14 protein-coding genes and 3 tRNA genes are annotated in these 16,157 nt (G+C 70.7%); 7 read left to right on the top strand and 10 right to left on the bottom strand.

What is annotated here, in order from left to right; genetic code table 11:
- Positions 1-109: 109 nt before the first annotated feature.
- Together ABT041_RS18570 and ABT041_RS18575 are read left to right on the top strand one after the other, a co-directional pair.
- A complete protein-coding gene (locus ABT041_RS18570; RefSeq protein WP_351185521.1) occupies positions 110-1,201 on the top strand; it encodes a Leu/Phe/Val dehydrogenase in 1,092 nt (363 codons plus the stop codon).
- A gap of 312 nt (positions 1,202-1,513) precedes the next feature.
- Positions 1,514-1,768 (top strand): DUF3073 domain-containing protein, encoded by a 255-nt coding sequence (locus ABT041_RS18575; RefSeq protein WP_030685394.1) that lies wholly within the window; start codon positions 1,514-1,516, stop codon positions 1,766-1,768.
- Between the two features lie 137 nt (positions 1,769-1,905).
- Here the strand turns inward: ABT041_RS18575 and purM are convergent, their stop codons facing one another.
- The 4 genes from purM to ABT041_RS18595 all read right to left on the bottom strand — a co-directional run bounded on the left by purM (position 1,906) and on the right by ABT041_RS18595 (position 6,441).
- Positions 1,906-2,973 (bottom strand): phosphoribosylformylglycinamidine cyclo-ligase, encoded by a 1,068-nt coding sequence (gene purM, locus ABT041_RS18580; RefSeq protein WP_351185524.1) that lies wholly within the window; start codon positions 2,971-2,973, stop codon positions 1,906-1,908.
- An 85-nt stretch (positions 2,974-3,058) separates the two neighbouring features.
- Positions 3,059-4,585, bottom strand: a complete 1,527-nt coding sequence (gene purF, locus ABT041_RS18585; protein WP_041130338.1) for an amidophosphoribosyltransferase — start codon at positions 4,583-4,585, stop codon at positions 3,059-3,061.
- A 216-nt stretch (positions 4,586-4,801) separates the two neighbouring features.
- The gene (locus ABT041_RS18590) at positions 4,802-5,614 is read right to left on the bottom strand and encodes an META domain-containing protein (RefSeq protein WP_351185528.1); all 813 of its coding nucleotides are present in this window, start codon (positions 5,612-5,614) and stop codon (positions 4,802-4,804) included.
- A gap of 38 nt (positions 5,615-5,652) precedes the next feature.
- The gene (locus tag ABT041_RS18595) at positions 5,653-6,441 is read right to left on the bottom strand and encodes a maleylpyruvate isomerase family mycothiol-dependent enzyme (RefSeq protein ID WP_351185531.1); all 789 of its coding nucleotides are present in this window, start codon (positions 6,439-6,441) and stop codon (positions 5,653-5,655) included.
- A gap of 66 nt (positions 6,442-6,507) precedes the next feature.
- On the opposite strand from ABT041_RS18595, the gene ABT041_RS18600 reads away from it, so the two are divergent.
- A complete protein-coding gene (locus ABT041_RS18600; RefSeq protein ID WP_351185534.1) occupies positions 6,508-6,918 on the top strand; it encodes a nuclear transport factor 2 family protein in 411 nt (136 codons plus the stop codon).
- A gap of 54 nt (positions 6,919-6,972) precedes the next feature.
- Here ABT041_RS18600 and purL read toward each other — a convergent pair whose 3' ends face one another.
- Genes purL through purS form a run of 3 tightly spaced genes read right to left on the bottom strand, consistent with a single transcriptional unit; the run spans position 6,973 to position 10,144 of the window.
- The gene (gene purL, locus ABT041_RS18605; RefSeq protein WP_351185537.1) at positions 6,973-9,222 is read right to left on the bottom strand and encodes a phosphoribosylformylglycinamidine synthase subunit PurL; all 2,250 of its coding nucleotides are present in this window, start codon (positions 9,220-9,222) and stop codon (positions 6,973-6,975) included.
- Positions 9,222-9,902: a phosphoribosylformylglycinamidine synthase subunit PurQ gene (gene purQ / locus ABT041_RS18610; RefSeq protein WP_351185539.1), complete on the bottom strand. Its 681-nt coding sequence runs from the start codon at positions 9,900-9,902 to the stop codon at positions 9,222-9,224. Before purQ ends, purL begins: the two co-directional genes overlap by 1 nt.
- Positions 9,899-10,144: a phosphoribosylformylglycinamidine synthase subunit PurS gene (purS, locus tag ABT041_RS18615; protein WP_015035032.1), complete on the bottom strand. Its 246-nt coding sequence runs from the start codon at positions 10,142-10,144 to the stop codon at positions 9,899-9,901. The genes purQ and purS overlap by 4 nt, the downstream gene beginning before the upstream one ends.
- 366 nt (positions 10,145-10,510) lie before the next feature.
- On the opposite strand from purS, the gene ABT041_RS18620 reads away from it, so the two are divergent.
- The 4 genes from ABT041_RS18620 to ABT041_RS18635 all read left to right on the top strand — a co-directional run bounded on the left by ABT041_RS18620 (position 10,511) and on the right by ABT041_RS18635 (position 11,436).
- Positions 10,511-10,852: a histone-like nucleoid-structuring protein Lsr2 gene (locus ABT041_RS18620; RefSeq protein ID WP_351185542.1), complete on the top strand. Its 342-nt coding sequence runs from the start codon at positions 10,511-10,513 to the stop codon at positions 10,850-10,852.
- A gap of 147 nt (positions 10,853-10,999) precedes the next feature.
- A tRNA-Gly gene (locus ABT041_RS18625) sits at positions 11,000-11,071 on the top strand.
- An 83-nt stretch (positions 11,072-11,154) separates the two neighbouring features.
- Positions 11,155-11,227 (top strand) — tRNA-Gly (locus tag ABT041_RS18630).
- A gap of 133 nt (positions 11,228-11,360) precedes the next feature.
- Positions 11,361-11,436 (top strand) — tRNA-Gly (locus ABT041_RS18635).
- A 44-nt stretch (positions 11,437-11,480) separates the two neighbouring features.
- Here the strand turns inward: ABT041_RS18635 and ABT041_RS18640 are convergent.
- The 3 genes from ABT041_RS18640 to ABT041_RS18650 all read right to left on the bottom strand — a co-directional run bounded on the left by ABT041_RS18640 (position 11,481) and on the right by ABT041_RS18650 (position 15,969).
- A complete protein-coding gene (locus ABT041_RS18640; protein ID WP_351185545.1) occupies positions 11,481-12,380 on the bottom strand; it encodes a phosphoribosylaminoimidazolesuccinocarboxamide synthase in 900 nt (299 codons plus the stop codon).
- An 88-nt stretch (positions 12,381-12,468) separates the two neighbouring features.
- Positions 12,469-13,929, bottom strand: coding sequence for a N,N-dimethylformamidase beta subunit family domain-containing protein (locus ABT041_RS18645; protein ID WP_351185548.1), 1,461 nt, complete (start codon positions 13,927-13,929; stop codon positions 12,469-12,471).
- 249 nt (positions 13,930-14,178) lie between these two features.
- Complete coding sequence (locus ABT041_RS18650; protein ID WP_351185551.1) at positions 14,179-15,969, bottom strand: M48 family metalloprotease; 1,791 nt, start codon at positions 15,967-15,969, stop codon at positions 14,179-14,181.
- Positions 15,970-16,157: the final 188 nt, after the last annotated feature.

Consider the following 16,157-nt stretch of genomic DNA (forward strand, 5'->3'; position numbering starts at 1 on the left):
GCACTGCGGCCGATCTACGCCCAGGTAGGACTTAACCTCTTGCCGAACTGGTCCTCCCCCACCCGTAGGGAGGTCCGCAACCGCCGCTTCGTACTTGGGAGTCACCACCGTGACCGATGTGACCGGCGTTCCTGCTGACGTACTGCACACCCTGTTCCACTCGGAGCAGGGTGGCCACGAGCAAGTCGTGCTCTGCCAGGACCGCGCCACCGGCCTCAAGGCCGTCATCGCCCTCCACTCCACCGCCCTGGGCCCCGCCCTCGGCGGCACCCGTTTCTACCCGTACGCCACCGAGGCCGAGGCCATCGCCGACGCGCTCAACCTCGCCCGCGGCATGTCGTACAAGAACGCCATGGCCGGCCTCGACCACGGCGGCGGCAAGGCCGTCATCATCGGCGACCCCGAGCAGATCAAGAGCGAGGAGCTCCTCCTCGCCTACGGCCGCTTCGTCGCCTCCCTCGGCGGCCGGTACGTCACGGCCTGCGACGTCGGCACCTACGTCGCCGACATGGACGTCGTCGCCCGCACCAACCAGTGGACCACCGGCCGCTCCCCCGAGAACGGCGGCGCCGGCGACTCCTCCGTCCTCACCGCCTTCGGCGTCTTCCAGGGCATGCGCGCCGCCGCGCAGACCCTCTGGGGCGACCCGACGCTGCGCGGCCGCAAGGTCGGCGTCGCGGGCGTCGGCAAGGTCGGCCACTACCTCGTCGAGCACCTCCTGGAGGACGGCGCCGAGGTCGTCATCACCGATGTGCGCGAGGAGTCGGTGCGCCGGATCACCGACAAGCACCCGCAGGTCACCGTGGTCGCCGACACCGACGCGCTGATCCGCGTCGAGGGCCTCGACATCTACGCCCCCTGTGCGCTGGGCGGCGCCCTGAACGACGAGACCGTGCCGGCCCTCACCGCGAAGATCGTCTGCGGCGCGGCCAACAACCAGCTCGCCCACCCCGGCGTCGAGAAGGACCTCGCGAACCGCGGCATCCTCTACGCGCCCGACTACGTGGTCAACGCCGGTGGCGTGATCCAGGTCGCCGACGAGCTGCACGGCTTCGACTTCGACCGCTGCAAGGCCAAGGCGACGAAGATCTTCGACACCACCCTGGAGATCTTCGCACGTGCGAAGGCGGACGGCATTCCGCCGGCCGCGGCGGCCGACCGGATCGCCGAGCAGCGGATGGCGGACGCCCGCCGCGCCTGATCAACGGCCCGGAAGCACGGAGGACCGGCCCGCCGCCGGGGCGTCCACGGGAAACCCGTGGAGAGACTTCGCTCACGCCCTTCGGCGGGTCGGCCCTCAAGAAGAGGTTAAAATCGCGATTGACCAGCGAGGAAAGGGCACCTCGATGGTTCTGTACCGGGGTATGTGATGCGCGCGGCGTACCGTAGACCCACGGAAACAGGTACCGTTGAAGCCCTACGGACCGGTCTCTCTACCGAGAGTCCGTTCCGAATCATGAACGCGTGTCAAGACTCTGGGGCCGACGAGCCCCGTCACCGAGGGGGTCGAGCCATGGGGCGCGGCCGGGCAAAGGCCAAGCAGACCAAGGTCGCCCGCCAGCTGAAGTACAGCAGCGGCGGGACAGACCTGACGCGTCTGGCCAATGAGCTGGGCGCTTCGACTTCGAGCCAGCCGCCGAATGGCGAGCCGTTCGAGGACGACGACGAGGAAGACGACCCGTACGCCCAGTACGCGGATCTCTACAACACGGACGACGAGGACGAGGACGACGAGTCCGGTCCGAGCTCGTCCCCGCGTCGCGCTTGACCTTCTGAATCACCGAAACCCGGACCGGGGTCACCCGGCCGGGTTTCTGTGCTGTCCGCACGCTGACGGCACCATCGAGCGCCGATACGCCGACGGGGCGCCCCTTCCGGAGCGCCCCGCCTCGGTGTCTCTGCGTCCTACTTGGCGTAGTCCCCGACCAGCTCAGCGCCGCTCGTGTGCGCCCCGCGCTCGGTGATCTCGCCCGCGACCCAGGCCTCGACCCCGCGGTCCTCCAGGGTCGCCAGGGCCACGTCCACGGACTCGGCCGGCACGACGGCCATCATGCCGACGCCCATGTTGAGCGTCTTCTCCAGCTCCAGGCGCTCCACCTGACCGGCCTTGCCGACCAGGTCGAAGATCGCGCCCGGCGCCCACGTCGAGCGGTCGACGGTGGCGTGCAGGCCGTCCGGGATCACCCGCGCCAGGTTGGCGGCGAGACCGCCGCCCGTGATGTGGCTGAAGGCGTGGACGTCCGTGGTCCGGGTGAGGGCCAGGCAGTCGAGCGAGTAGATCTTCGTGGGCTCCAGGAGCTCCTCGCCGAGCGTCCGGCCGAGCTCCTCGACCTGCTGGTCGAGGGTCATGCCGGCGCGGTCGAAGACCACGTGCCGGACGAGCGAGTACCCGTTGGAGTGAAGCCCCGAGGACGCCATGGCGATGACCGCGTCCCCCGTACGGATGCGGTCCGCGCCGAGCAGCCGGTCGTATTCCACGACACCCGTGCCCGCGCCTGCGACGTCGAAGTCGTCCGGGCCGAGGAGGCCCGGGTGCTCCGCCGTCTCGCCGCCGACCAGGGCGCAGCCGGCGAGGACGCAGCCCTCGGCGATGCCCTTGACGATGGCGGCGACCCGCTCGGGGTGGACCTTGCCGACGCAGATGTAGTCGGTCATGAAGAGCGGCTCGGCGCCGCAGACGACGATGTCGTCCATGACCATCGCGACCAGGTCGTGGCCGATCGTGTCGTACACGCCCATCTGGCGGGCGATGTCGACCTTCGTGCCGACGCCGTCGGTCGCCGAGGCGAGCAGCGGACGCTCGTAGCGCTTGAGGGCGGAGGCGTCGAAGAGACCGGCGAAACCGCCGAGGCCGCCGAGGACCTCGGGGCGCTGTGTCTTCTTCACCCACTCCTTCATGAGCTCGACGGCGCGGTCGCCCGCTTCGATGTCGACGCCCGCGGACGCGTAGCTGGCACCGGTGGTCTCAGACATGGGTGAGAACTTTCGTGTCGTCGTACTACAGCTCGTGCTGCTCGTACCGCCCGCGCCGCGGGTCGCGGCGCGGGCAGCGGGGGTCTTACGGGCGACGGAGGGCGTCGGAGGCCGCGGTGGCGGCCGGTCCGGCGGCCAGCTCGGTCTCCAGGAGCTGCTTGCCGAGCAGCTCGGGGTCCGGCAGCTCCATCGGGTACTCGCCGTCGAAGCAGGCCCGGCAGAGGTTCGGCTTCTGGATCGTGGTCGCCTCGATCATCCCCTCGAGGGAGATGTACGAGAGCGAGTCCGCGCCCAGCGACTTGCCGATCTCCTCGACCGACATCCCGTTGGCGATCAGCTCCGCGCGGGTCGCGAAGTCGATGCCGAAGAAGCAGGGCCACTTGACCGGCGGCGAGGAGATCCGGATGTGGACCTCGGCCGCACCGGCCTCGCGGAGCATCCGGACCAGGGCGCGCTGGGTGTTGCCGCGGACGATCGAGTCGTCGACGACCACGAGCTTCTTCCCCTTGATGACTTCCTTCAGGGGGTTCAGCTTCAGCCGGATGCCCAGCTGGCGGATGGTCTGGGAGGGCTGGATGAAGGTGCGCCCGACGTAGGCGTTCTTCACCAGGCCGGCGCCGAAGGGGATGCCCGAGGCCTCGGCGTAGCCGATGGCGGCCGGGGTGCCGGACTCCGGAGTCGCTATCACCAGGTCGGCCTCGACCGGCGCCTCCTTCGCGAGGCGGCGGCCCATCTCCACGCGGGAGAGGTACACGTTCCGGCCGGCGATGTCGGTGTCCGGGCGGGCCAGGTACACGTACTCGAAGACACAGCCCTTGGGCTTCGCTTCCGCGAATCGCGAGGTGCGGATGCCGTTCTCGTCGATCGCGATCATCTCGCCCGGCTCGACCTCGCGGACGAAGCTGGCGCCGCAGATGTCGAGGGCGGCGGACTCGGAGGCGACCACCCAGCCGCGCTCCAGCCGGCCGAGGACCAGCGGGCGGATGCCCTGCGGGTCACGGGCCGCGTAGAGCGTGTGCTCGTCCATGAAGACGAGGGAGAAGGCGCCCCGGACGTCGGGGAGGACCTTCGCGGCCGCCTGCTCGATGGTGAGCGGCGTGCCGTCCTCGTCCACCTGGCCCGCGAGGAGCGCGGTGACCAGGTCGGTGTCGTTGGTGGCGGCGACCCTGTTGGTCCGCCCCTCCTTCTTCGGGAGGTCGGCGACCATCTCGGCGAGCTGCGCCGTGTTCACCAGGTTGCCGTTGTGGCCGAGCGCGATCGAGCCGTGGGCGGTCGCCCGGAACGTCGGCTGCGCGTTCTCCCACACGGAGGCCCCGGTGGTCGAGTAGCGGGCGTGACCGACCGCGATATGACCCTGGAGGGAACCGAGAGAAGTCTCGTCGAAGACCTGGGAGACAAGTCCCATGTCCTTGAAGACGAGGATCTGGGAGCCATTGCTTACCGCGATTCCCGCGGATTCCTGACCCCGATGCTGGAGGGCGTAGAGCCCGAAGTACGTGAGCTTTGCGACCTCTTCACCCGGAGCCCAGACACCGAAGACGCCACAAGCGTCCTGGGGGCCTTTCTCACCGGGGAGCAGATCGTGATTGAGTCGACCGTCTCCGCGTGGCACGTTTCCGAGTGTAGACGGGCTCGACCACTGGTCCGAATTGGCGAAATGCCGAGGTGGCCGTACTCGTGCGATCGCACCAAATGATCGATTGTGGCTTGGAGAGGCCTACGGAGCAGGCGGGGTAAGGGATTCCGGCCCCCAGGCCCTGGAGAGCGGACGCTCGTACCAGGCCCGGGGCGGTCCCGCGATGTGACGGACGCCGCAGTCGGCGTCCGCTCAGCGGGCGGTCGCGGTCGCCGTGAGGCCCTCGCCGGAGGCCTCGGTGAGGGTCAGCGTTCGGTGGTTCTGCCGATAGGCGAGCGGGCCGTCGAGGAGCTCGTACAGCCGCGTCTCCAGGTTCATCTGCGGAGGCGTGCAGATCATCCGGGTCGTCGCCGCCGGGCCCTCGACGGTGAGCGTCCGGGCCTTCTCGTCGAGGCGGGCGGTCGCTGAGAAGTTGTTGCAGCCGAGATTGCCGGTGATCCGGCCGTCGGCGCCGATGACGAACCGGGCCTTGGCCCCGCTGCCGGCGGGCAGGGAGGAGGCCGTCTCCTTCGAGACCAGGCCGTCGATCTTCCACGTGGTGCCGGTCAGGGGGACGGGGGGCTCGGTGGTCAGCTCCAGGACGTTCCGGCCGTCGGGCGAGGTGAGGCGCAGGTCGTCGCCCTTCAGCGTTCCCTTCAGCGGGCCGGAGAAGACCTTCAGGAACTCCGGCTCGAAGCCGCCCCGGTCGCCGGAGCAGGCCATCGCGGTGACCTCCTGCCGGGTGACGGTGAGGGTGTCCCCCTGCACGGCGACGGCGGCGCCGAAGGAGTTGCAGCCGCCGTTCCCCTGGACGCGGCCGTCCTCGTCGAAGGCGACGTGCGCCCCGTCGGGCGCGGTGGACCGGCGGCCGTCGACCGTGACGGCGTCCACCGTCCAGGACGTCCCCGCGACCGGCAGGTCCGGGGAGACGGTGTCCGCTCCACCGGAACCGGCGCCCCCCTCCGTACCGCAGGCCGTGAGCAGAAGGAGGGGGACCAGGACGACGAGTGCGCGTGGCTTCGGCATGCCGGTGGGACGGAACGGCCGCCCGTACGGTTCCCGGCTCAGCCCATCAGGGGGAGCAGGCCGCTCAGATCCGCGCGCTCCCCGCTCGCGCTGACGTGCGCCGCGTCCAGCTCCGCCGCCCACTCCGTACGGCCCGTGGCGAGCCTCAGCCAGGTCAGCGGGTCCGTCTCCACCACGTTCGGCGGGGTGCCCCGGGTGTGCCGGGGGCCCTCCACGCACTGCACCACCGCGTACGGCGGGATCCGCACCTCGACCGCCCCGCCGGGAGCCGTCATCGCGAGCGTGTCGGCGAGGAGCCGGGTGCAGGCGGCGAGGGCCTGCCGGTCGTACGGGATGCCGGCGCCGGTCGCCGCGTTCAGGTCGTCGGTGTGGACGACGAGTTCGACGGTGCGGGTCACGAGGAAGTCCCCGAGGGTCATGGCGCCGAAGCTCAGCTGCAGCAGACGCTCGTCCGCCGCCCCGGCCACCGCCTTCTCGTAATCCTCCGCCACGCGCGCGTACAGCCCGGCAGGGTCGGCCGCCTCGATCCCCCTCGTGTGCTCGTCGATCCGCTCGGCCGCCGCCGCCGTCCTCGACGGCCAGTCGAGCAGGGCGAGCTCCCGCGCGGCCGGCGCGGGCGCGGCAAGGAGCCGGGGCACGGAGTCGACCATCCATGCGAGGTGCCCCACCAGGTCCCGTACCGTCCACTCCCCCAGCCTGGTCGGCCCGTCCAGCTGCTCGGGCGTCAGCGCGGCCACCGCCTCCCGTACGTGCCGGAACTGGGCGAGGACGGCCGCCCTGGTCTTGACGGAGTCGTAGCTGCGGGCGCGCTTCTTGGCAGGTGGCATGGCCCGAGGCTAGCCCCGAGACTGGAAGGGACGGAGCCAATCGCAGCGAAAGCAGGCGACGGGACCATGACCCATCACGAGCACCCCGATGCCGCCCTGATCCGGCGGGGCTACGAAGCGTTCAGCAAGGGCGACATGGAGACCCTGGCCACCATGATGACCAGCGACTGCACCCAGCACGTGCCCGGCGAGAGCCAGATATCCGGGCACTACAAGGGCCGGGACAACGTCATCGGCGGCTACTACCGCATGCTCGGCGAGCTGAGCGGCGGCACCGTCCGCGTCGACCTGAAGGGCGTGTACGTGGACGGCCGCGGCCACGCCATCAGCACGCACCGCTTCTTCGCCGAGCACGGCGACCGCGGCATCGAGATGGACGGCGCGCTCTTCTTCACGCTCGTCGGCGGCAAGATCTCCGACATCGACGAGTGCGTCGACGACATCGTGGAGGCCGACTCCTTCTGGGGCACCGGCTGACAGCACGGAGCCCCCACCCCGTGAGGGTGAGGGCTCCGCTTCGTACGGGACCGATCAGGCCAGCAGGCCCGGGATCGTCGCCTCGTGCGCCTCACGCAGCTCCGTCAGGGAGAGCGCGAACTCGCCCTGCACGTCGACCGCGTCACCGTCGACGACACCGATCCGGGTCGCCGGCAGACCACGCGCACCGCACATGTCGGTGAAGCGGAGCTCCTCGCTGCGCGGGACGGCGACGACCGCGCGGCCGGCCGACTCGCTGAAGAGGAACGTGAAGGCGTCCAGGCCCTCGGGGACGACCAGGCGCGCGCCGTTCCCGCCGCGCAGGCAGGACTCGACGACCGCCTGCACGAGACCGCCGTCGGACAGGTCGTGCGCCGCGTCGATCATGCCGTCGCGCGAGGCCGAGATCAGGATCTCGCCGAGCAGCTTCTCCCGGTCGAGGTCCACGGCCGGCGGCATGCCGCCGAGGTGCTGGTGGATCACCTCGGACCAGGCCGAGCCGCCGAACTCCTCCTTGGTGTCGCCGAGCAGGTAGAGGAGCTGGCCCTCTTCCGCGAAGGCGATCGGGGTGCGGCGGTTGACGTCGTCGATCACACCGAGGACGGCCACGACGGGCGTCGGGTGGATGGCGACCTCACCGGTCTGGTTGTACAGCGACACGTTGCCGCCGGTGACCGGGGTGCCGAGCTGGAGGCAGCCGTCCGCGAGACCACGGGTGGCCTCGGCGAACTGCCACATCACGTCCGGGTCCTCGGGCGAACCGAAGTTCAGGCAGTCCGAGATCGCCAGCGGCTTCGCACCGGAGGCGGCGACGTTGCGGTACGCCTCCGCCAGCGCGAGCTGCGCACCCGTGTACGGGTCGAGCTTGGCGTACCGGCCGTTGCCGTCGGTCGCCATGGCCACGCCGAGGTTGGTCTCCTCGTCGATGCGGACCATGCCCGCGTCCTCGGGCTGCGCCAGGACCGTGTTGCCCTGCACGAACCGGTCGTACTGGTCCGTGATCCAGGACTTCGAGGCCTGGTTCGGGGAGGAGACGAGCTTGAGGACCTGGTCCTTCAGCTCGGCGCCGTTCTGCGGCCGGGGCAGCTTGCCGGCGTCGTCGGCCTGGAGGGCGTCCTGCCACTGCGGGCGCGCGAACGGCCGGTGGTAGGTCGGGCCCTCGTGGGCGACGGAGCGCGGCGGCACGTCGACGATCTGCTCGCCGTGCCAGAAGATCTCCAGGCGCTCGCCCTCGGTCACCTCACCGATGACGACGGCGATGACGTCCCACTTCTCGCAGATCTCCAGGAAGCGGTCGACGTGCTGCGGCTCGACGATCGCGCACATGCGCTCCTGCGACTCGCTCATGAGGATCTCCTCGGGCGAGAGCGTCGCGTCGCGCAGGTGCACCTTCTCCAGGTCGACCCGCATGCCGCCGGAACCGGCGGAGGCCAGCTCGGACGTGGCGCAGGAGAGCCCGGCGCCGCCGAGGTCCTGGATGCCCGCGACGAGCTTCTCCTTGAAGATCTCCAGGGTGCACTCGATGAGGAGCTTCTCCTGGAAGGGGTCGCCGACCTGGACGGCGGGGCGCTTGGTGGGCTTGGTGTCGTCGAAGGTCTCGGACGCGAGGACCGAGACGCCGCCGATGCCGTCGCCACCCGTGCGGGCGCCGTACAGGATGACCTTGTTGCCGGGGCCGGAGGCCTTGGCGAGGTGGATGTCCTCGTGCTTCATCACGCCGATGCAGCCGGCGTTGACCAGCGGGTTGCCCTGGTAGCAGGAGTCGAAGACGACCTCGCCGCCGATGTTCGGCAGGCCCAGGCAGTTGCCGTAGCCGCCGATGCCGGCGACGACACCGGGCAGCACGCGCTTGGTGTCGGGGTGGTCGGCCGCGCCGAAGCGCAGCGGGTCGACGACCGCGACCGGGCGGGCGCCCATGGCGAGGATGTCGCGGACGATGCCGCCGACGCCGGTGGCCGCGCCCTGGTAGGGCTCGATGTACGAGGGGTGGTTGTGCGACTCCACCTTGAAGGTGACCGCGTACCCCTGGCCGACGTCGACGACGCCCGCGTTCTCGCCGATGCCGACGAGCATGGCGTCGTTCTCGGGGGTCTTCTCGCCGAACTGCTTCAGGTGGACCTTGCTGCTCTTGTAGGAGCAGTGCTCGGACCACATGACGGAGTACATGGCGAGCTCGGCGCCGGTGGGACGGCGGCCGAGGATCTCGCGGATGCGCGCGTACTCGTCCTCCTTGAGGCCGAGCTCCTTCCAGGGCTGCTCGCTGTCCGGCGTCTCGCTCGCGTGCTTGACGGTGTCGAGGCTCATCAGGCGTTGACCAGCTTCTTGAGGATCGAGGTGAAGAAACCGAGGCCGTCCGTCTTGCCGGTGCCGACCAGCGGCTCGACGGCGTGCTCCGGGTGCGGCATGAGGCCGACCACGTTGCCCGCGGCGTTGGTGATGCCCGCGATGTCGCGCAGCGAGCCGTTGGGGTTCATGTCCAGGTAGCGGAAGGCCACCCGCCCCTCGGCCTCCAGCTCGTCGAGCGTGCGCTCGTCGGCGACGTACCGGCCGTCCATGTTCTTGAGCGGGACCTCGATCTCCTGGCCCTGGACGTAGTCCGAGGTCCAGGCGGTCTCCGCGTTCTCCACCCGCAGCTTCTGGTCGCGGCAGATGAAGTGGAGGTGGTTGTTGCGCAGCATCGCGCCCGGCAGCAGATGGGCCTCGGTGAGGATCTGGAAGCCGTTGCAGATGCCGAGGACGGGCATGCCCGCCTTCGCCTGCTCGATGATGGTCTCCATCACCGGCGAGAAGCGGGAGATGGCTCCGGCCCGCAGGTAGTCGCCGTAGGAGAAGCCGCCGGCCAGGACCACGGCGTCGACCTGCTTGAGGTCCTTGTCGCGGTGCCAGAGCGAGACGGGCTCGGCGCCCGCCAGGCGGGCGGCACGCAGCGCGTCCTGGTCGTCGAGCGTTCCGGGGAACGTGACGACGCCGATGCGTGCGGTCACGACTCCACCTTCACGACGAAGTCTTCGATCACGGTGTTGGCGAGGAAGGTTTCGGCCATCTCATGGATGCGGGCGAGGGCGGCGTCGTCGACCGGTCCCTCCACCTCCAGCTCGAAGCGCTTCCCCTGACGGACGTCGGCGATTCCGGCGAATCCCAGGCGAGGCAGTGCACGCTGCACCGCCTGCCCCTGAGGGTCGAGGATCTCCGGCTTGAGCATGACGTCGACTACGACGCGTGCCACTGGCACTCCCGGTGGTGTGTTGCGTGGGCGGTTCCCTCAGCGTACCTGCCTCCAAATTCTACGCGGGTAGAGATCTGAAGGATCCTACAAAAGCACGGTTCAGGAGGGGCGTGCCGGCACGAAGAACCTTCCGCCCGCCGGGCACGCACTCCACACAAAATTCCAGTGAAATATTGCGGACCGCATTGCACCGGGACACGCTGAAACAATTGACAGGGCTTCACAATGCGACGCCCACCGCTGTACAAAGGAATCCAGAAGAAAGCAGCATTGTCCCGGCACAGCCGTATGGTCGGCATCGTCGCACTTCAGGGGCGCCACAAGCGCTCCGTCGACCTCGGCGGCCGCAGGAAAGGACCGATATCCGTGGCTCAGCGTGTGGTGGTCACTCTCTCCGACGACATCGACGGCGGAGAAGCGGCTGAAACGGTCGCGTTCGGCCTCGACGGGAAGATGTACGAGATCGACCTGAATGCTGCCAATGCAAAGAAACTCCGCAAGGCCCTCGCGCCCTACCTCGCCGCCGGCCGCAAGCTGCCGGCCAGGCCGGCGGCCCGTCGGGGCGCCCCGGCCGACTCGTACACCCACACCGCCCTCGCCCCCGATCCGGCGGCGGTCCGCGCCTGGGCCCAGTCCAACAAGATGGACGTCCCCGCCCGCGGCCGCATCCCGAAGCGCGTCTACGAGGCGTTCCGCGCGGCGAGCTGAGGCCGCGGCCGCGCAGGCGCTGCGGGGGGGGGCGAGCCCGGGCGGAGGGCCTCGGTCCGAGCCGATTTGCATTGCACCCCCCTTGATCCGCTAGAGTCTGGATCACGCCGAGGGGCGAGGCCGAAAAAGCCAAGTCCCCAGCAGCGTGCGGGTGTAGTTCAGTAGCAGAACAGCCCCCTTCCAGGGGGAAGGCGCAGTGTGCAATCCCTGTCACCCGCTCTGCGAGATCGCGTTACCGACCACTCCGGTGGATCAGGTAGAGTGGTGCTCGCACCGAGCAGCGAAAGCTGACCGGTAGCAATGCGGACGTGGCTCAGTTGGTAGAGCATCACCTTGCCAAGGTGAGGGTCGCGAGTTCGAATCTCGTCGTCCGCTCAGGGATCAAAGGCCCCGGTTCTCAGGAACCGGGGCCTTTGTCGTCTCTCCGGAGAGTGTGAAGGGCCCCACACGGCGGTGTGTCACAAGCACCGTCCAGGTTGGGTATAGTTAGCAGCGCGCTACGGCGCATGCGGACGTGGCTCAGTTGGTAGAGCATCACCTTGCCAAGGTGAGGGTCGCGAGTTCGAATCTCGTCGTCCGCTCCACGAAGAAAGCCCCCGGTCGAATCGACCGGGGGCTTTCTCGTTCCCTAGCTCCAGCTCAGGCCGGTGAGGAGCTCGTACGCCTCGATGTACTTGGCGCGGGTCTTCTCCACGACCTCCTGCGGCAGGGCCGGCGGCGGCTGCTCGCTCTTGCGGTCCCAGCCGGAGGCCGGGGAGGTCAGCCAGTTCCGCACGATCTGCTTGTCGTACGAGGGCTGGGCGCGGCCCGGCTCCCACTCGGCGGCCGGCCAGAAGCGCGAGGAGTCCGGGGTGAGGACCTCGTCGGCGAGGACGAGCGTCTCCCCGTCGAAGCCGAACTCGAACTTGGTGTCCGCCAGGATGATGCCGCGCTCACGGGCGATGTCACGGGCCCGGGAGTAGACGGCGAGGGTCGTCTGGCGCAGCAGCGCGGCGGTCTCGGCGCCGACCTGGCGGGCGACCTCCTCGTACGAGACGTTCTCGTCGTGGTCGCCGACCGCGGCCTTGGTGGCCGGGGTGAAGATCGGGGCGGGCAGCTCGGAGCCGTCCGTGAGGCCCTCGGGCAGGGCGAGGCCGCAGACCGTGCGGGACTCGTCGTACTCGAGCAGGCCGGATCCGGTGAGGTAGCCACGGGCGACGCACTCGACCGGGACCATGTCGAGCGACTTGCAGATGAGGGTGCGGCCCTCCCAGTCGGCGGGCGCGCCGGCCGGCAGCTCGGTCGAGATCACGTGGTTCGGGGCCAGGTCGGCGAGCTTGTCGAACCACCACAGGGAGAGCTTGGTGAGGACCCGGCCCTTGTCGGGGATCTCGGTGGGCAGCACCCAGTCGTAGGCCGACAGGCGGTCGCTCGCCACCATCACGAGGTCGCCCGCCTCGTTCCGGTACAGGTCGCGGACCTTGCCCGTGTGGAGATGGGTGAGGCCCGGGACCTGGACGGGCTCGGGCTTTTCTACGAATCCGGACACGGTTCCTCCGCGTAGGTTGATCCAGGAGCGTGTCCGATTCTCTCGCACGTGGGGACGGATCCCGCCGTCGGACCCTGTGAGCCCGCGCTCACTCCCTCTTGCAGATGCGGTCGAGGAGGTTCGCGGTGGCGCGCTGCACCCGGGCGTCGACATGGCCCGGCCGGTCGAGCGCCGGCGACCAGGCGAAGGTGCCGGAGGCGAAGACCCACGCCCCGGACGGCGCCCGGTAGAGACTCGTCTCCTGGTGGCGCAGGGCGCCTTCGCTGTCCCGGTACGGCGAGTGGGAGAGCAGGATGCGGCCCTGGTGCTCCGGGAGCGCGGTGCGCGGGAAGTAGCGGTCGGCCTCGCCCGCGACCAGGCCCGGGAGCTCGTCGCCGTCACCGGCGCCGGTGGCATCCCAGAGCCAGTGGTCGGCGTTCCGCACGACCAGCGGGTGCGGTTCGGGCACCCGGCCCGCGTACTGGATGCCGAGGAGCTGCTGCTCGGGCCGGTCGACCTCGCGCCAGAGCGCGGGGCGGCCGGGGCCGCGCCGCTTGCGGCAGGTGAGGAGGCGGTCCGGCACCCCGGACGGCGAAGGGCCCAGCTCCACCTGCCAGTACATGGTGTTGGCGGAGAGGAAGACGAGCGAGGTGCCCTGGTCGCGGGCGAGTTCGACGGTCCGGCGCATCGGTGCCGACCAGTACTCGTCGTGGCCCGGGAAGACGAGACCCCGGTAGCGGCTCGGGTCGACCCGGCCGGCGTGCAGGTCGCGGGTCTCCGCGTACGCCAGGTCGTAGCCGTAGCGCTCGGCCCAGCGGATGAAGTCGTAGGCGTGGCCGACGTGCAGGGGGAGCCCCGCGCCCGCGTACGGACGGTCGAAGGAGACGGTGACGGCCGCCTCCTCCTCGCCGAGCAGTCGGCCCTCCTCGTCCCAGGCGTGGTAGAGGCTGGCGCCCGTGTGGCCGTCCTCCGGGTAGAGGTTGTACGCCTGCCAGGTCACGTCCGGGAGGACGAGGAGCAGATCCGCCGGGTGGTTGTCGCGGACCGTGAAGGGGATGTGCGAGCGGTAGCCGTCGGCGGTCGTGAGGACCGCGACGTACGCGCCGATCGACCAGTACGTGGGGACCTGCAGCCGCCAGGACTGCCACCAGTGGTGGCAGGAGACCGTGCGGTCGGCGGTGAGCGGGGCCGGCTGGACGATCCCGGAGAGGCGCGGGCTGGTGGTGATCTTCGCGGCGCCGTCGCCGCCGTAGTGTCCGATCCGGTAGACGTCGACCGAGAACTGCTGCGGCGGGTCCACGGTGATGTGGAAGTCGATGGACTCGCCCGGCGCCACGGCCCCGTCGGACGCGAAGCCCTTGATCTGGCGCCGGACGTCGTCGGCCGTGCGGGGGCCGCCGGTGCCGCCCCGGGCCAGGATCTCGTCCGCGTACCAGGGAACCATCTGCCCGGTGTCGTCGAAGTAGTTCTCCGAGCCGCGCAGCCAGGGCAGCGGGCCCTGGCCGAAGGGATCGGAGACGGCGTGCGCGAGCGCACCCGACTCCCACCGTCTGATCTGCTCCGCCCCCATGTGCGCCCCTCCCTCGACTCCCCCGGTCGGCCGGTCAGTGCCTGTGGCTCGTGCCTCTGTCTTCTTGCCTCTGTCTTCGTGCCCGTGTCTTCGTGCTGTGTCTTCGTGCCTGTGGTGCGTGCCTCTGATGCGTGCCTCTGTCAGTGACGGTCTCCAGCACATCACATAACGCACGCACTCCGTCACCGTTCGTCGCGAATTGACGAGAGTGGAAGCCGAGGCTCCGGGTTCTCGCTCGTCCGGCCGCGCTCAGACCAGGCGTACGGGCTTCTCCGGACGCACCCCGGTGAGGGTGAGCCAGGCCCGCAGGGGCTCCGGGTCACCGTCCTCGACGAGGGCGAGGACCCGGGGACCGAGGTCCGCCGCGCGCTCGCCGCCGACGAGCAGGGCCGGTCCGTCGAGCCAGTCGAGACCGGGGGCGGCCTCGGCGGTGTCCACGGCCGCACAGCAGACCATCGCGGTCACGTGGTCGGCGAGCAGGTCACGGCCGGTACGGGGCGGCTGGAGCGGGAACAGCGGCAGGGGCCCGTCGGGACCGCTGACGGCCACGTGCGGCCCGGTCGCCCGGCTCTTCTGGGGTGCCCCGCTCCTCTCGGCCTTCCCGCTCTTCTCGGCCGTGCGGGCGGTCTCGGCCGCCGCGGCCACGCGGGCCTCCCGGGCCGCCTCCTCGCGCGCGCAGAGCGCGCTGAGCGCTCCGGCGAGCGCCTCGGCGGCCGGGTTCACCGGCTCGTCGTCCTCGTCGGGGTCCGCAGCGGACTCCTCGGGGAGCTCGGGCCGGGACGTCGTCAGGTGGGCCATCACACGGGTCAGGGTGGGGCCCGCCTCGCCGGAACCCGGGCCGCCGGAGTTCCCGGCCACGCCCAGACCGTCGAGGACCTGGTGCAGGCGGGCGGCGTCGGTGCGCCACTTCCGGTCGACGACCTCTTCGGGGTACTGGCTCCACTCGACCGGGGCCCAGTCGGGGCCGGGCTCGGCGGGACCGCCGTGGAAGAGGCGGGCGGCGAGCAGCGAGGTGGCCTCGTCGACGGCGCCGGGCTCCTCCAGGAGGTCGCAGGCGGGGCGCTCGCCGAGCCGGGAGGAGAAGCCCTCCGCGAGCCGGTCTCGGCGGGAGAGCTCGGTCAGCGCGGAGACCACGCCCGCGTCGAGCTTGGCGGGCCAGCGGCCCATGCGCCAGGCGGGCAGCGCGACCCGGGTCAGCAGCCGGTCCCAGCCCGCGTAGGCCAGGCCGACCTGCTCCTGGGCGACGATCCGTACGCCGTAGTCCACGGCCTGGGCGCGCTCCGAGCCGGCGGCGGCGACCCCCCGCTCCATCTCGGCGGCGTGCCCGCGACAGGCGCGCAGCAGCACACGGGCGACCTGCCCGACGCCGTGGGCACCGAGCCGGCGGACCGGGTCGAGGCCGGGGTCCCGGGGCACGGCGACGGCGGCGTCGAGGCCGCGGACGAAGCGGCGGGCGGCGGCTATGTCGGGATGGGCGGCCGGTCCCGTACCGGCGACGACGGGGGCGAGGACCGCCCGCAGCTCGCCGACGCGCATCCACCACAGGAACGGCGAGCCTATGACAAGGACCGGGGCTCCGTCGCCGCCGGACGTGCGGTGCAGCCGGTGGGCCCGGTGGGTGCGGTCCTCCAGCCAGCTGTCGCAGTCCGGCGTCAGGGCTATCGCGGCGGGCGCCGGGACGCCCAGCCGGTCCGCCAGGTCGCGGACCAGGCGGTACAGATCGGGGGCGGCGGTCTCGGCGAGCTCCACCGTCGGCGTGGCCGCGGGACGGGCCCGGGCGACGACGACGGCGACGGCCGCGGCGGCGAGGAGGACGAGCACGGCGAGGACGGTCACGACCCAGCGGGCCGTGTCCCAGCCGGCTCCCGTGAAGTGGCCGGTGACCCCGCCCGCGTACAGGACGACGGCCACCGCGGCGGGGAGCACCGCGAGGCCCAGTGCCCTGCCGCGGACGCGGAGGACGGCGAGGGCCCGGGAGCGCGCGGCGCGCGCACCCCACTCCTCGCCGACAACGGAACCGGTACCGGACACGCCGTTCATCACCCCCTCCTGCCCTCGACGGGACTGCCTGTGGCGGTGTTGCTCACTCCCCCACTGTGGCACCCGCCACTGACATCGCAATGCCGGTGGGCCAAGTGCCGGAATGCCTTCGCCGCACCCTAGTTGGGGCTTTGGCGGGCGTCATCCGTATGGCCGAGCCGTCACTCGATGGAATGGCTTTGGGTAAA

The organism is Streptomyces sp. NPDC002825, assembly GCF_040295385.1.
Classification (GTDB): Bacteria; Actinomycetota; Actinomycetes; order Streptomycetales; family Streptomycetaceae; genus Streptomyces.

What these genes read in the sequence shown, in the direction of transcription:
- ABT041_RS18600 (WP_351185534.1), top strand. Translation starts at nt 6,508, where the DNA reads ATGACCCATCACGAGCACCCCGATGCCGCCCTGATCCGGCGGGGCTAC.
- ABT041_RS18645 (WP_351185548.1), bottom strand. Translation starts at nt 13,929, where the DNA reads ATGGGGGCGGAGCAGATCAGACGGTGGGAGTCGGGTGCGCTCGCGCAC.
- ABT041_RS18650 (WP_351185551.1), bottom strand. Translation starts at nt 15,969, where the DNA reads ATGAACGGCGTGTCCGGTACCGGTTCCGTTGTCGGCGAGGAGTGGGGT.
- purM (WP_351185524.1), bottom strand. Translation starts at nt 2,973, where the DNA reads ATGTCTGAGACCACCGGTGCCAGCTACGCGTCCGCGGGCGTCGACATC.
- ABT041_RS18590 (WP_351185528.1), bottom strand. Translation starts at nt 5,614, where the DNA reads ATGCCGAAGCCACGCGCACTCGTCGTCCTGGTCCCCCTCCTTCTGCTC.
- ABT041_RS18575 (WP_030685394.1), top strand. Translation starts at nt 1,514, where the DNA reads ATGGGGCGCGGCCGGGCAAAGGCCAAGCAGACCAAGGTCGCCCGCCAG.
- ABT041_RS18595 (WP_351185531.1), bottom strand. Translation starts at nt 6,441, where the DNA reads ATGCCACCTGCCAAGAAGCGCGCCCGCAGCTACGACTCCGTCAAGACC.
- purL (WP_351185537.1), bottom strand. Translation starts at nt 9,222, where the DNA reads ATGAGCCTCGACACCGTCAAGCACGCGAGCGAGACGCCGGACAGCGAG.